Annotated in this window: 15 protein-coding genes; 7 read left to right on the top strand and 8 right to left on the bottom strand. The window is 65.6% G+C overall.

Features of this window, described 5'->3' with window-relative positions; genetic code table 11:
• The first annotated feature begins 170 nt into the window (after positions 1–170).
• Together K7W42_RS00075 and K7W42_RS00070 are read left to right on the top strand one after the other, a co-directional pair.
• Entirely contained in the window at positions 171–596 is a 426-nt protein-coding gene (locus tag K7W42_RS00075) for a maleylpyruvate isomerase N-terminal domain-containing protein (protein WP_157460720.1), read from the top strand.
• A 120-nt stretch (positions 597–716) separates the two neighbouring features.
• A complete protein-coding gene (locus tag K7W42_RS00070) occupies positions 717–1,559 on the top strand; it encodes an MBL fold metallo-hydrolase (RefSeq protein ID WP_224571320.1) in 843 nt (280 codons plus the stop codon).
• A 52-nt stretch (positions 1,560–1,611) separates the two neighbouring features.
• Here the strand turns inward: K7W42_RS00070 and argC are convergent, their stop codons facing one another.
• From argC to K7W42_RS00055, 3 genes are all read right to left on the bottom strand, one after another.
• Positions 1,612–2,661, bottom strand: coding sequence for an N-acetyl-gamma-glutamyl-phosphate reductase (argC, locus tag K7W42_RS00065; protein ID WP_224571319.1), 1,050 nt, complete (start codon positions 2,659–2,661; stop codon positions 1,612–1,614).
• 122 nt (positions 2,662–2,783) lie between these two features.
• Entirely contained in the window at positions 2,784–5,081 is a 2,298-nt protein-coding gene (gene secD / locus K7W42_RS00060) for a protein translocase subunit SecD (protein ID WP_224571317.1), read from the bottom strand.
• 99 nt (positions 5,082–5,180) lie between these two features.
• Positions 5,181–5,528, bottom strand: a complete 348-nt coding sequence (locus K7W42_RS00055; RefSeq protein ID WP_224571316.1) for a hypothetical protein — start codon at positions 5,526–5,528, stop codon at positions 5,181–5,183.
• Positions 5,529–5,629: 101 nt separating this feature from the next.
• On the opposite strand from K7W42_RS00055, the gene K7W42_RS00050 reads away from it, so the two are divergent.
• Entirely contained in the window at positions 5,630–6,163 is a 534-nt protein-coding gene (locus tag K7W42_RS00050) for a hypothetical protein (protein WP_224571315.1), read from the top strand.
• 161 nt (positions 6,164–6,324) lie between these two features.
• Here K7W42_RS00050 and K7W42_RS00045 read toward each other — a convergent pair whose 3' ends face one another.
• From K7W42_RS00045 to K7W42_RS00030, 4 genes are all read right to left on the bottom strand, one after another.
• Positions 6,325–7,461 carry an acyl-CoA dehydrogenase family protein gene (locus K7W42_RS00045; protein WP_224571314.1) on the bottom strand — a complete coding sequence of 379 codons (1,137 nt, stop codon included), beginning with the start codon at positions 7,459–7,461 and terminating at the stop codon, positions 6,325–6,327.
• A gap of 182 nt (positions 7,462–7,643) precedes the next feature.
• The gene (locus K7W42_RS00040) at positions 7,644–8,111 is read right to left on the bottom strand and encodes a type III secretion system chaperone family protein (RefSeq protein ID WP_157460725.1); all 468 of its coding nucleotides are present in this window, start codon (positions 8,109–8,111) and stop codon (positions 7,644–7,646) included.
• Between the two features lie 194 nt (positions 8,112–8,305).
• Entirely contained in the window at positions 8,306–8,842 is a 537-nt protein-coding gene (locus K7W42_RS23100; RefSeq protein ID WP_224571312.1) for a septal ring lytic transglycosylase RlpA family protein, read from the bottom strand.
• Positions 8,839–9,897: a M24 family metallopeptidase gene (locus tag K7W42_RS00030; RefSeq protein ID WP_224571311.1), complete on the bottom strand. Its 1,059-nt coding sequence runs from the start codon at positions 9,895–9,897 to the stop codon at positions 8,839–8,841. The genes K7W42_RS23100 and K7W42_RS00030 overlap by 4 nt, the downstream gene beginning before the upstream one ends.
• 159 nt (positions 9,898–10,056) lie before the next feature.
• Here K7W42_RS00030 and sucC point away from each other — a divergent pair, with 159 nt between their 5' ends.
• The 3 genes from sucC (at position 10,057) to K7W42_RS00015 (ending at position 12,969) form a co-directional block, all read left to right on the top strand.
• Complete coding sequence (sucC, locus tag K7W42_RS00025; protein ID WP_224571308.1) at positions 10,057–11,205, top strand: ADP-forming succinate--CoA ligase subunit beta; 1,149 nt, start codon at positions 10,057–10,059, stop codon at positions 11,203–11,205.
• Positions 11,205–12,110, top strand: coding sequence for a succinate--CoA ligase subunit alpha (sucD, locus tag K7W42_RS00020; RefSeq protein ID WP_224571307.1), 906 nt, complete (start codon positions 11,205–11,207; stop codon positions 12,108–12,110). Before sucC ends, sucD begins: the two co-directional genes overlap by 1 nt.
• Positions 12,111–12,498: 388 nt before the next feature.
• Positions 12,499–12,969: a DUF1579 domain-containing protein gene (locus tag K7W42_RS00015; RefSeq protein WP_224571306.1), complete on the top strand. Its 471-nt coding sequence runs from the start codon at positions 12,499–12,501 to the stop codon at positions 12,967–12,969.
• Positions 12,970–12,988: 19 nt separating this feature from the next.
• Here the strand turns inward: K7W42_RS00015 and K7W42_RS00010 are convergent, their stop codons facing one another.
• Positions 12,989–14,059, bottom strand: a complete 1,071-nt coding sequence (locus K7W42_RS00010) for an alkene reductase (RefSeq protein WP_224571305.1) — start codon at positions 14,057–14,059, stop codon at positions 12,989–12,991.
• 107 nt (positions 14,060–14,166) lie between these two features.
• On the opposite strand from K7W42_RS00010, the gene K7W42_RS00005 reads away from it, so the two are divergent.
• A complete protein-coding gene (locus K7W42_RS00005) occupies positions 14,167–14,517 on the top strand; it encodes a MerR family transcriptional regulator (protein ID WP_224571303.1) in 351 nt (116 codons plus the stop codon).
• The last annotated feature ends 75 nt before the right edge of the window (positions 14,518–14,592 follow it).

The raw sequence follows: 14,592 nt of genomic DNA, 5'->3' as shown, positions 1-14,592 counted from the left end.
TGGGTGAGCTGAAACAAAGATTGCCCCCCTCTGAACGGTAGTGTGGCAGCCCCGCCTGAGCGCTGCCCCCGGCTGAGCTTTAGGGTCTCAGGACGTGCCCTTGAGGCACCCTTGAGACCTGCGTCAGGCTGGCGCCGCCTGGCAGCAGGCCGCCTGTTACCCTGGGTCCCATGAACGTGCTGCAATTCTCACTGCTAGGCGGCGCGGCTTTCGCATCGGCGGCCGATCTGCTAGCGGGTCTGACCTTTGCCGAAGCGACCCGCCCAGTACCGGGCGTTCCCTATACCCTGGCCGAGGTGCTGAGTCACCTCAGCATCACCCAGCGCGCCAGCCTCGACCTGGCGTCCGGGCGCGCCCAGGCGTGGCCCGAGAACCTGGCGGTCTGGCCCGACACCCCGCCCACCGAAGCCGAATTTGGTGCCCTGCTGGCCGAACTCCACGCTGGCCTGGCCGAAGCGCAGGTGCTGGCCGGAGACCCATCCAGCCGCGCCCGCGACGTGCTAACTGACCTGGCGGTTCACAGCGCCTACCACTGGGGTCAGGTGGCCCTGCTGCGCCGCCTGCAAGGCACCTGGCCAGCAGTGGACCAGACGTAAAGTGACAGCTGAATCTTAGCCTGTCGCCATCCGGCCTCTCACCTGGCCTGTGAGAAGAACAGTCTCGCGCTCCTTCTTGACGGACCGCACCCAGAACAAACGTCTGTTAGCCTGCGGCCCATGACTTGGCATCAGCAGCGGCAGATCGGTGACGTGACCGTCCATTCCCTCACCGACGGGCAATTCCGATTGGACGGCGGCGCCATGTTCGGCAGCGTCCCCAAGACCCTCTGGGAGCGCGTAGCCCCGGCCGACGACCTCAACCGCATTCGGCTGCGCACCAATCCCCTGCTGATTCAGCTCAGCGGCGAGAACATTCTGGTCGAGACCGGTTTCTGGGACCAGGGCGGCGAGAAATTTGAAGCCATTTACGGCCTGGAACGCGACGAGACGGTCTTTCGTGGTCTGGACGCTCTGGGCCTGCGCCCAGAGGACATTCACCTCGTCATCAACACCCACCTGCACTTTGACCACGCCGGGCGCAACGTGACCCTGACGGGCGACCCCACCTTTCCGAACGCCCGCTACGTGGTGCAGCGCCAGGAACTGCACGACGCCCGCCACACCCACGAACGCAACCGCGCCAGTTACCTGGCGGCCTACATCGATCCCATAGCCGACGCGGGCCTGTTTGACGTGGTGGACGGCGAACACGAGCTGCGCCCCGGCCTGAGCGTGCTGCCGCTACCGGGCCACAACCTGGGCCAGCAGGGCGTGGTGCTGCGGGCCGGCGGGCAGACCCTGGTGTATGTGGCGGACCTGATTGCCACCCTGGCGCACGCCCCCACTGCGTACATCATGGGTTACGACCTTTATCCGGTGACCACACTAGAGACCCGCAAGCAGTACCTGGGTCAGTGGTTCGAGGAAGGCGCGGTGATCTGCACGCCGCACGACCCCGACGTGGCCTTCGCGCAGTTGCAGGCCAACCCCAAAGGCGGCTTTGTGCTCAAAGGCCTGTAGGCCGTGGGGTGCCGGGTGGAGGAGCGGCAAGTTCCTCCACCCTCTCATCTGCCTACGCTGGATGCAGCCCCGTGAACTCCAGCCCCGCCGTCTCGGGCCAGTCAAACGCAATGTTCAGGCTCTGAATGGCGTGGCCCGCCGTACCCTTGACCAGGTTGTCGATGGCGCTCATCAGCACCACGCGGCCGGTGTCGAGGTCCATCTCGAAGCCCAGGTCGCAGTAGTTGGTGCCGTCCAGCAGCATGGGGTCGGGGTAGCGGTGAATCCCCTTGGCAACCTTGACGATGCGGATAAAGGGTTCCTGACTGTAGACCTCGCGGTAGGCACTCCAGACATCGCGGTCGCTGTAGCCATCAGGAATCCAGGCGTGCGCCGTGGTCAGAATGCCGCGCACGCGCGGGGTGGAAATGGCCGTCAGGTGCAGCGGAAAATGCCCCGGCAGTTCCTGCTGCGCTTCGGCCGTGTGGCGGTGGCCCACCGGCTTGTAGACCCGCAGGGACCCGGCCCGCTCCGGGTGGTGGCTGCCGTCGGTGGCACTGGCCCCAGCGGCGCTGGACCCCACCAGACCGGTGGCAATGATGTCCTTGGGCAGCAGCACCCCCAGCTTCAGCAGTGGGTACAACGCCAGAATCACGCTGGTGGCAAAGCAACCGGCGCAGGCGATGCGGGTGGCGCCCCGCAGGTCCTCGCGGTGCAGTTCCGGGTTGCCGTACACCCAGTTCGCCAGGGCGTCGGGTGTGGGGTGCGCCTCGCCGTAGGTCGCCTGATACACCTCGGGGTCTTTCAGCCGGAAATCGGCCGAGAGGTCCACGATCACCCTGGCCTTGCCTTCAAACTCTCCAATCCTTTTGGCGGCGTGACCATGCGGCAGTGCCAGCACGATGATGTCGGCCTCATCCAGTTCAGCGGCCTTGCGAAATTTGAGGGTGGTGCGGCCACGCAAGTTGGGGTGCACCAGGCTGACCGGCGTGCCCGCATGGCGTTCACTCGTCACCTGGGTGACGTTCAGGTGCGGATGCCCCAGCGCCAGGCGCAGGAATTCGCCGCCCGCGTAGCCACTGCCGCCGACAATGGCGACCCTCTTCTGTTCGTGCAGACTCATCGGCAGGCAGCATAGCGCACAGCGGGCTACATCTTATTCATTTGCAAATAACACGGCTCAATTTATTACCAAACGAAAACACCCCCACCGGTTAGGCAGGGGTGCGGGGAAGCGGGCTCCGGTCAGACCTTGGCGGCTTGGCCCCCGGCCCGGCGGCGGCGGTTCCACTCCTCGAAGTAGACCACCAGCGGCGCCACGATGTAGATGCTTGAATAGGTCCCGATCAGAATCCCGACCAGCAGCACCAGGCTGAAGTCCCGCAGCACGGGGCCGCCGAAAATCAGCAGGCTCAGGAGGGGCAGCATGGTGCTGACCGAGGTCATGATGGTGCGCGACAGTGTCTGGTTGATGGAGGTGTTCACGATGTCGCGGTAGGACTTGCCGCGCATCTCCTTAATGTTCTCGCGGATACGGTCCGATACGATAATCGAGTCGTTGAGCGAGTAGCCGATCAGGGTCAGCAGCGCCGCTACGCTGGCAATCGAGAACTCCAGCCCCAGCAGCGAGTACAGGCCCATCACGATGGCCACGTCGTGCAGCACCGCCAGAATGCTGCCCATCCCCATGATGAAGTCGAAGCGGAAGCCCACGTAAATCAGAATCAGGCCCATGCCCAGGAGAACCGCGTACAGGGTCTTCTGGGTCAGCTCCTGGCCGACGGCGGGGCCGACCGTTTCGTCGGACTGCTTGGACCCCTGGGGCAGCTTCTCGATGGCCGCCGCCACACGGTTGATCTCGTCGCGCGTCAGTTCGGGCACCTTGATGGTGTAGGACGCACCGGTCAGACCCGGCGTGACGGTGCGCTGAATGATGGTGCTTTGCGGCGTGACCTTATCCACACCCGCGCCCGCGGCGGCGGCGCGCACCTGTTCGGTGCTGGTCTCGGCGCTGGTCTTGATGGCAATGGTCGTGCCGCTGGTAAAGTCCACCCCGAAGTTCAGGCCCTTGACCGCCAGCACTGCGCCCCCGGCAATCGCCAGCAGCACGCTGAGGGTCGTGATAATCGTCGCTGGCCTGATGAAGTCAATGCGCGTGTCTTTGATCCACTGCGGGGCGCTCATGGTGGGGCGGCGCTCCGAGAGCCACTGGATAAACCACTTGGCGAACACCAGGTTCGAGAAGGTGGACGCCACCACGCCGATAATCAGCGTGACCGCAAAGCCTTTGACGGCCCCCGTGGAGTAGTTGTAGAGCGCCAGGGCCGACAGCAGGTGCGAGGCGTTCACGTCCAGAATGGCGGCCGTCGAGTGGTCGTACCCGGCCCGGATGGAATTCTTGATGCCCTTGCCCCGGAACAGCTCTTCCTTGATGCGCTCGAAGGAAATCACGTTGCCGTCCACGGCCGCGCCGATGGTCAGCACCAGACCGGCGATGCCCGGCAGGGTCAACGTGGCACCGAAGCCCGCCAGCAGGCCCAGAATCACCACGCTGGAAAACAGCAGGCCCAGCGCGCCCACCAGGCCAAACCAGAAGCCGTAGTAGGCGAACAGCATCACGAACACCAGGGCAATACCCACCAGCGCGGCAATGGCGCCGCTACGAATGGCGTCGGCGCCCAGCGTCGGCCCAATCGAGCGCTCGGCCTCGGTCTTGATCTTGATCGGCAGCGCGCCGCTCTTCAGCACCAGGGCCAGCTGGTTGGCTTCCTCGGGGCTGAAGTTGCCGGTGATCTGCACGTCGCGGAACAGGCGAACCTGAATGGTGGCCACCGACTGAATCTGGTCGTCCAGCACCACGGCCATCAGTTTGCCCACGTTCTTGCCGGTAAAGTCGCCGAAGGTCTGGGCGCCCTTGTCGGTGTTCTGGAAGGTCACGACCCAGCGCCCGCTCTGGGGGTCGGTGCCGGCCTGGGCGTCCTGAATGACTTCCCCGGTGGCCTGTACTGGCCCCAGTTGCGCCAGGGTGTAGCCCCCGGTGCGCGGGTTGCTCTGCTGGAGGGCGGGGTCCGGCTGCGCCCCGTCCTGCACGACACGGAATTCCAGCCGCGCCGTCTGCTTGATGATGTTGCGTGCCCGGTCCTGCACGGCGGGGGTGGCGCCGGGGATCTCCACGACCACGCGCTTGCCGCCCGCGATGGTCACGGTGGGCTCGGCCACGCCCAGCGCGTTGATGCGGTTCTCGATCACCGTTTTGACGCGGTCAAGTTCGGCGCGGGAGGCGGTGCCACTTTCGGGGGCCAGCTCGATGCGCAGGCCGCCCTTGAGGTCCAGGCCCAAGGTCATGAATTGGAACTTGTCGTTCCACAGCGTCCAGGGCGCGTCGCGGTGTTCCCAGGGACGCCAGATGTACGCCAGGCTGGCCAGCAGTGTGAGCAGCAGCAGGAGGCCTGTCCAGAGGTTCGGTTTGCTGGCGGTGGGGGCGCTGCGCCGGGGGGGCGTGCGCCGGCCATTTTTGTTGTTGTTGCGGTTGCCGTAGGTCACAGAAAAGCTCCGTGGAAAGAAAGAAGACGAAAAGTTGGGGGAGGCGGCGGGCCGTCTGTAGGGCCACGCGGCGCGACCGGGCGGCTGAGGGCAGGTCCCTCAGCCGCCGTCGGTTTGCCGCCGCCCCAGCAGACTCAGGGAAGGGCGGGGCGCCGGCTCGGTCCACCTGGGCTGAACCGCCACAGCGCTGTGGTGGAGGCGCGGCAGCCAGATGGGTTCGGGCGGTGTCCCCGGCACCAAGGGCACAGGAGACGCTGGGGCGGCGGGCGGGCGCAGTTCGGGCAGGGCCGGCGTCAGGCGCCCGGCAGCGGCGGTCTCAGGGCCGGGGCTGGGCAGGCTGGGGGCAGTGCCCAGCAGCACCGCCAGCAGCGACACCAGGGTCACCAGGCCAGGCCACGCGGTCAGCCCACGCTGCCACGCCCCTGACCACCACGCCCGGTCTCGCAAAGCGGTGCAGTCTAGCGCACTGGCTTTAGCCGCGACTTAACACCCTGGCCCCACACTGCGCGCGTGGTGAAGCACTCGCACGCCATACAAGGAGCGTACCTATGAAGAGACTGCCCCTCATTGCCCTGGCCGCCCTGCCCCTGACCCTCGGTCTCGTCCTGGCCCAGCAAACGGCCAGCTCGGCCCAGACGGCCCAGCGGACCCAACCGGCCCAGTCGGGGCCGCGCACACCCGGCACCCAGCCCCAGCCTGCTCCCCGCCCCCAGGGCGCCGCTCCCCAGAACACGGACACCAACTACGCCGACGTGTTCCTGCAAAAGCTGGCGGCGCAACTGGGCACCACCGCCGCCAAACTCAAGGCCGCCGCCGTGACTGCGGGCGGCGCCACCCTGGACCAGGCCGTGAAAGCGGGCGACCTTCCCAGTGACCGCGCGGCCGAGATCAAAGGGCGCCTCCAGACCAGTCCCTTCTCGCTTGGTGGCCGCGGCTTCGGTGGACCTGGCGGCCCCGGCATGCGCGGTGACCACGACCACCGTGGCCCCGGTGGCCCGCGCGGCGAAGCGCCAGAGGGCCAGGGGCCAGCCACCCAGGGCCAGGCTGCACCGACTGACGAATCGGCTGCCAGCGGCACCTGATATGGATTCCGATTGAATCGAGCAGGAACAGATGCGGATTCCGCTTCATTGCAGCACAGCCGGACAGGCACCGTCTGCGCTTCCATATCGCGAAATCCGTATGAGCGCAGCACAACAAGGGAACCGCCCAGAGATGTGGCGGTTCCCTGTTGACAGCCTGGTTACTTGAGGAGGGTGCGGCTGATGACCACGCGCTGAATCTCGTTGGTGCCCTCGTAAATCTGGTTCAGCTTCACGTCGCGCAGCAGCTTCTCGACCGGGTACTCACCCACGTAGCCGTAGCCTCCATGCACCTGAATGCCCTCGTTGGCGGCGTCAAAGGCCATCTCGCTGCAGTAGGCCTTGGCAATGGCACTCTCGAAGCCGTGCGGCTGCCCCTGGTCCACCAGCCACGCCGCTTTCTGGTACATCAGGCGGCCGGTTTCGATGCCAATGGCCATCTCGGCCAGCTTGAACTGAATCGCCTGGAAGCTGCTAATGGGCTTCCCAAATGCCTCGCGCTCCTTGGCGTATTTGACGCTCTCGTCCAGGGCGCGGCGGGCAATGCCCACAGACCCGGCGGCGACCGGAATGCGCGTCTTGTCCAGCGTCTTCATGGCAATCTTGAAGCCGTCGCCCAGGCCGCCCAGCTGGTTGTCACGCGGCACCCGGACGTTCTCGAACACCAGTTCGCTGGTCAGGCTGGCGCGCTGGCCCATCTTGTGCTTGATCTTATTCCAGGTAAAGCCCGGCGCGTCTTTGGGCACCACCAGCGCCACCGTGGCCCGGTGCCCGCCCCCCTTGTCGGTGGTGGCAAAGACCACCGTGATCTCGGCCAGGCCGCCGTTGGAAATCCACATCTTGGTGCCGTTGATGACCCACTCGTCGCCGTCCAGCACGGCTGTGGTGCCCATGGCGGCGGCGTCCGATCCGTTGTTCGGTTCGCTCAGCGCGAAAGCCGCCAGGCCTGCTTTCTCCGTCAGAGGCGTCAGGAACCGCTGCTGCTGCTCCTCGGTGCCGCCAATCAGAATCGGGGCAATGCCCAGTTCGCTGGCCATCAGGACGGTGTAGATGCCCATGCAGCCGTAGGCGAGTTCCTCACCAATCAGGCACTCGTCAAACATGCCCAGCCCCAGGCCGCCCGCGTGCTCAGGAATAGACGGGTTGAGCAGGCCCACTTCAAACGCCTTTTGCACGACCTGCCAGGGCAGTTCCTCTTTCTGATCGTATTCGGCGGCAATCGGCATAATTTCCTTGCGCGCAAAGTCGCGCGCCAGCTGCTGCAACTGACGTTGCTCGTCGGACAGGGTGAAATCCATGCAAAGCTCCTTTTGGTGCGTGCGCCCTGGTCGGCGCCACAGGTTTAGACTGGGTCTAATCTTATCAGGGAGAGGACGAACAGCAGAAATAGCTAGGAGACAAAAATTTCACGGTCTAGAATTATCGTGAAACAAATCACTTAATGGCATTGAAAAGAAGCGGGCCTGAACCCGCCTCCCCTTTACGCCTGAGGCTGCTGAACTTGCATGCCGCCCTGGGGCACAAAGCCTTCCAGCGCCGCGTAGTCGTCCTGGAAGTGCATCAGGACGCCGCCAAACAGCGTGTCGAAGGTTTCCTGGGGCATCTCGGCCAGGGTGGGGTAGAAGCCCACATACTCCAGCCAGACGTTGCCGTCGGCGTCGATGCTGCGGGCGAAGGCGCGCTCGCGGTTGCGGTCGTTGAGCATGTACACGACTTCCTCACGGCGGTCACCGTACTGCTTCTGGGTCACGCAGGTGACTTCCAGGCGGCTGGTGTTGTTTGGGCCGTCGTTGACGCTGACCAGCACGGCCGCGTCGCCCATCTCGAAGCGCCAGCCCATGCGAATAAAGCGCTGACCATTGTTCTCTTCCATATCCAGCTGGACTTCCTTGTCCTTCAGGTACTTGGCCAGGGTGTCCAGGGTCAGCAGCGCCGTTTCCATCGTCATTGAAACCATCCTCCTCGGTGGGTGAAGCACATCAGCATGTCTGTGTGTGGTTGAAACCCGAACGATTCTATCACCCTGCACCCCTGAGGCGGGCCTTATCAGGTCCCAGCCGAATCCGAAAGTTCTCTTAAATCCGGCCTGACGGGCAGGGAGAAGGAACACATTCGGAAGTTCAGAAGTGCAGGAAATCCAGATCAGGGGCGGCGCAGAACCGTCAGAGTCACGGGCGCCACGCCCTCACTGACCATCCCCAGCGCGGCCGCCGCCTCGTCCGAGAGGTCAATGACGCGCGCGCTGTTGCCAAAGGGCCCCCGGTCGTTAATCAGCACGTCCACGCTGCGCCCGGTGCGGGTGTGCGTCACGCGCACCCAGGTGCCAAAGGGCAGGGTCAAGTGGGCGGCCGTCATCACGGTGCGGGCGTCGCGCCTTCCCCCGTAGTACACCGCCTGGCCGCGCTGAAACACGCTGGCCGGGCTCGGGCTGGCGGGGGCCACACTGGCCGCCCGCAGCACCGGCCGCGCCGGAATATCGGCCGCGCTGCCGCCCGGCAGCTGCACCACCTCACCCGCCCGCAGCAGGCGGTCACCGCCATTGACGCGCTGCAACTCAGCCACGCTGACCCCCGCCTGGCGCGCGAGGCTCCACCACGTCTCGCCGGCCTGGACCCGGTGGGGCGCCGCCTGGGCCGTGCCCAGCAGCGCGCAGAGCAGCAGCAGTCCTGGCCTGCTCAAAGGCGCTCCTTTTCGCTGTGGCTGAGGACCTCATACCCGTCCTCGGTGACCAGCACGAGGTCTTCAATACGCACGCCGCCCACACCCGGCAGATACGCCCCCGGCTCAATGGTGATGACCATGCCGGCTTGCAGCACGTCCGGGCTGGGTTGGTGCAGGCTGCGCAGGCCCGGCGCCTCGTGGACCTCCAGGCCGATGCCGTGGCCCAGGGAGTGCGCGAACGCCTCGCCCAGGCCGTGCCCGGTCAGGATGTCGCGCGCCAGAGTGTCGAGGTCAGCGGCGCGCACGCCCGGCCGCACCGCCTGGACAGCGGCCTCCTCGGCTTCCAGCACTGCGCGGTAGACGCGGCGCAGATCCTCGCCCGGCTCGCCCACGGCCACCGTGCGCGTCATGTCGCTGTTGTACCCGCGCAGCCGCGCGCCCATGTCTACCGTCACCAGGTCTCCGTCCTCAATAACCCGCTCGGACGCGACCCCGTGCGGCATGGCCCCGCGCGGCCCGCTCGCCACGATGATGTCAAAAGCACTCGCCGCGCCCGCTCGGCGCAGGCGCAGTTCGATCTCCAGGGCGATGTCCAGTTCGCGCACCCCGGCCCGAATCAGGGGGCGCACTTCAGCAAACACCTGGTCGGCCAGCACCTGTGCATCCCGGATGGCCTCGATTTCCGCCGCGTCCTTGACCGTGCGGATGTCGCGCAGCAGGGTGCCCAGCGGTTCTAAGGTCGTGCCGGGCCAGTGCGCGTGAAGTTCGTCCAGCGCCGCCACGGTCAGGTGGTCGGCCTCGAACCCCAGGCGCAGCCCGTCCACCTGCGCGGCGGCGTGCTCCAGGGTGGCGGGCGGGCGCGCAATAAAGGAGGGCAGGCGCGTTTCTTCCCCGGCCTGCACCTCGTAGCGCGCGTCGGTGTAGAGCGTGACGCCTCCCGGCGTGACCAGCAGCTTGGCGTCGGCGCCGCTGCTAAAGCCGCTGAGCAGCCGGATGTTGGCCGGACTGCTCAGCCACGCGCCGTCCAGGCCCGCCCGCGACAGCCCCGCACGCAACTGTTCAAGTTGAGTCATGACGGGCACGGTAACACGGCCCGGCCAGCCGCCTCATTTGTCCCCGGTCTGGGGACAGGCGTGCGGCGGCATGAGCTGCTGCGCTTATACTCATCTCTTGGGACAAACGAAGTCAGGGCCTCACCGCAGGCTCCCCACTCCCCCAAGGAGGGAACAGCCGTGAAACTTCACGAGTATCAGGGTAAGGAAATTCTGCGCCAGTTCGGCGTGAACGTTCAGGAAGGTAAAGTCGCCCGCACCCCCGACGAGGTGCGCCAGATTGCGCGCGACTATGGGCAGCCCGTGGTCGTCAAGGCCCAGGTGCATGTGGGCGGACGCGGCAAGGCCGGCGGTGTGAAGTTCAGCCCCACCGAAGACAAGGCCTATGAAAACGGCGAAAAGATTCTCGGCATGGACATCAAGGGCCTGACCGTGAACAAGGTGCTGGTCACCAAGGCCGTGGACATTGACGCTGGCACCGAGTACTACGTCGGCATGATCGTGGACCGCAACGTCCAGAGCTACACCCTGATGGCCTCCGCCGAGGGCGGCATGGAAATCGAGGAAGTGGCGGAAGCCACCCCCGAGAAGATCATCAAGCACCGCGTGGACCCCGTGACGGGCCTGCGCCCCTACGAGGCGCGCGAAGTCGCCATCAAGGCCGGGTTCAAGGGCAACCTGAACAAGATTGCCGACATGATGGTCAAGATGAGCGAGGCCGCCCTGAAGCGCGACGCCGTGCTCGTCGAGATCAACCCCCTGTTCGTGGACGAGAGCGGTACGCCGCTGGCCCTGGACACCAAGTTCGAGATTGACGACAACGCCATGTACCGTCACAAGGACCTGGCCGACTGGCGCGAACTGGAAGCCGAGCACCCCCTGGAAATCGAGGCCAGCAAGTACGGCTTTGCCTACGTCAAGCTGGACGACGGCAACGTGGGCGTGCTGGGCAACGGTGCAGGCATCGTGATGACCTCGCTGGACGTGGTCAACCGCGCCGGCGCCAAGCCCGCCAACTTCCTCGATATCGGCGGCGGCGCCAAGGCTGAGGTCGTCTACAACGCGGTCAAGCTGGTCAGCAAGGACACCGATGTCAAGGCCATCTTCATCAACATCTTCGGCGGCATCACCCGCGCCGACGAAGTGGCCAAGGGCGTCATTCAGGCGCTGAACGAGGGCATCCTGACCAAGCCTGTGCGCATGCGCATCGCGGGCACGGCGGAAGACGAAGCCAAGGCGCTGCTCGCAGAAGTCAACAGCCCCCTGATTCAGATGTACCCCACCATGTTTGAGGCCGCCGACGAGGCCGCCCAGGAGGCGAATAAGTAATGGGCATCCTCGTCAATAAAGACAGCATGGTCATCGTGCAGGGCATGACGGGCCGCGAAGGCGCCTCGCACAGCCGCGCCATGAAAGAGTTCGGCACCCAGGTCGTCGCGGGCGTGACCCCCGGCAAGGGTGGCACCGACTTTGAAGGCTGGCCGATCTACAACTCCGTGGCCGAAGCCAAGGAGAAGCACGGCGCGAACGTCTCCATTATCTTCGTGCCCCCGGCGGGCGCGGCCGACGCGGTGCTGGAAGCCGCCCACGCCGGCATGCCCCTGATTGTCCTGATTACCGAGGGCGTGCCCACGGTGGACATGATGCGCGCCGTGCAGGAAGTCAAGGCCCTGGACGCCGAGAACCGCGCGGCCGGCGGCGAGGGCATTCGCCTGATCGGCGGCAACTGCCCCGGTCTGGTCACCAACGGCGAAGCCAAGATTGGCATCATGCCCAACAAGATCTACGCCAAGCCGGGCCGTATCGGTCTGATCAGCCGCTCGGGCACGCTGACCTACGAAGCCGCCAAGCTGCTGAACGACGCCGGCATGGGCACCAGCACCACGGTGGGCATCGGTGGCGACCCCGTGATTGGCACGACCTTTGCCGACGTGCTGCCCCTGTTTGAAGCCGATGAAGGCACCGACGCTGTGGTGGTCATCGGTGAAATCGGCGGCGCTGACGAAGAAGCCGCCGCCGAGTACATTGCTGCCAACATGAAAAAGCCCGTCGTGGCGTTTATCTCGGGCCGCAGTGCGCCTGCGGGCAAGCGCATGGGCCACGCCGGCGCCATCATCATGGGCAACGTGGGCACCCCCGAAAGCAAGCTGGCCGCCTTTGGGGCCGCTAATGTCCCGGTGGCCGACACCATGCCCGAGATTATCGAGCTGGTCAAGCAGGCCCTGAACAAGTAAGGGGCAGCTCTAATAGATCTGCTGGCAACGGCTCTACTTGAGTGAAGTGGTAGGTCAGACGGCGCCGCCACGCAAAAGCCTGAAAGCCTCGAAGATGGCGCAGGTCACTCTGTAGGTTGTTCAGAAACCAGGCGATCTGCGCCAAGGGTCGTGCCCAGAAGGCGGTCATTCCAAACGGAATGGCCGCCTTCTGCGCCTAGTTGCCGGGCGCAGGGCAGAACGACTGTCATGCGGATTCCGCGCGATGGAATCTACAACTGTTCCCTCTCGCTCTCCTGCGGCGCTTCTCAAGTCTGCCGCGCCGCTTTCCAGGTTCGCTCGGATTCCACCCGGCAGGCTGCTCGATTCAATCGGAATCCGTCTCACACGGGGCCGGTTAAACTGCTCTATGGCGGAGAACAACAACGGGCAGCCGCTGCCGCAGAGCCCACACCCAGCCCTGCGGCAGTTGGAGCCCCTGGTCGGCACTTGGCAGATTTCTGGGCCGGAGGTCTCTGGCACCGTCACCTACGCCTGGATGGAAGGGGGCTTTTTTCTGATTCAGACCTTTGACTTGCACCAGGGCGGCGGTCATCAGAAGGGGGTGGAGTACACGGGGTTTGACCCCGACACCCAGACCCTGCGCTCTCGCCTGATGGGCACAGATGGCAGTAACTACACCTACACCTATCAGGTTGACGAGGGCGGATTCTGGTACTGGTACGGCGAGAAAGGCTCCGAGGACTTCAGTTACTCCACTTTCAACGTAGACCGCACCGCCTACGAGGGGCGCTGGCACTTCCGGCAGCCAGGCGGCACCCCAGGGGGCTACACCTACCGGGCCACGCGCCTGCCAGATTTCCTGCCAGAGGAGACCTGATGACCCGTTGCCGTGCGGCTCAGTGCTGATAGCTTGAGTAGGTCAGGTACCCACGCCGGTCGCCCTGGTAATAGGCGTCCTGTTCAGCTTCAGCCAGCGGGAGCCCCTGGCGCAGCCGCTCCACCAGATCGGGGTTGGCGATAAACGCCCGGCCATAGCTGATGAGGTCCGCCCCCCTGCGGAGCCACGCCTCACCCACCGCCAGACTGGCAGGCTGCGTGTCTTGCGGGTGAGCCGGATTAATGATGAGTGGGCCTGGCCACGTCCGGCGCAGGCTCATCAAAGTGTCCTCATCGGTCGTCAGACCCAGATGCACATACGCCAGCCCCAGCGGCGCCAGTTCGCGCAGCAGGGCGGTATACAGCGCCGGCACGTCCTCCTCCTGAACGCTCCAGATGCCCGCGCCCGGCGATAGCCGCAGCCCCACCCGCTCCGGCCCGATGGCAGCCGCCGTGGCCTCGGCAACCTCGACAGCAAAGCGAATGCGCCCCGCCACCGAGCCTCCGTAGGCGTCGGTGCGCTGATTCACGTTCGATGACAGGAACTGCTGAATAAAGTAGCCGTGTGCGCCGTGCAGCTCGGTGCCGTCGAAACCAGCCTGCACGGCGCGGCGGGCCGCATTGGCAAAGACCTCCACCTCGTCACGCACCTCGGCGGTACTCAGGGCGCGCGGCACGGGCGCTGGCAGGAGCCCTTTCGGGCCGGTGTACAGCTGGGCGTCCAGCCTCACGGCCGACGGCGCCACCGGCGTCAGGCCGGCCACTTCTGGGTGGCCCACCCGCCCGGCGTGCATCAGCTGGGCAAAGATGCGCCCGCCGTTGGCATGGACTGCGCCCGTCACCTCGCGCCAGGCGGTCACCTGTTCGTCGGTGTGCAGACCTGGCGTGCCGGGGTTCGACTGGCCCTGCAAGCTGGGCTGCACGCCTTCAGACACGATCAGGCCAGCAGTGGCCCGCTGGGCGTAGTAGGCCGCCATGGCGGCGTTGGCCAGGCCACCGGCCGACGCGCGGGCGCGGGTCATCGGGGCCATCACAAGGCGGTTGGGCAGGGTCAGCTCACCGAGCTGGGTGCGGTCAAACAGTGTGGTCATACGTCCTCCGGGCCGAGGTCAAGGGACACTGTGGCACCTCTTCCCCTCGGCCGCCGCTAGCCTAAACCCTGACATTGACGTCAGAGGCAAGTGCTAGGCTGCAAGCTATGCGAATAGGAGACCTGGCCCAGCAGTCGGGCGTCAGTGTGCGCTCGTTGCGCTACTACGAAGAACAGGGGCTGCTCTACAGCAGCCGCAGCGACAGCGGCCAGCGCCTCTACGCGGGCTCGGCGGTGGCGCGCGTGCGCCTCATTCAGCAGCTGTACGCGGCTGGGCTGTCCAGCCGCACCCTGAAAGAGCTGCTGCCGTGCCTGGAGGCGCCAGTCGAAACCTACACCCCACTGTTGCTGGGCCGCCTGCACGCTGAACGCGACCGCATCAGCACCCAGATTGCCGCGCTGACCGAAACGCGGGATCGGCTGGACGCCGTCATGGCCACAGCCGGGCAAGCCACTTAAGAGAGCTTTGCTTCTGCGGAAGGTACCGGTTTGTTCGGGTCGCCTTCGTGTCAGTAACAGCGTGTGGAGGTTCGC

Source organism: Deinococcus betulae (assembly GCF_020166395.1).
GTDB classification, from domain to species: domain Bacteria; phylum Deinococcota; class Deinococci; order Deinococcales; family Deinococcaceae; genus Deinococcus; species Deinococcus betulae.
The sequence above is the reverse complement of the archived record's forward strand: the minus strand, read 5'-3'. Positions and strand labels throughout refer to the sequence as shown.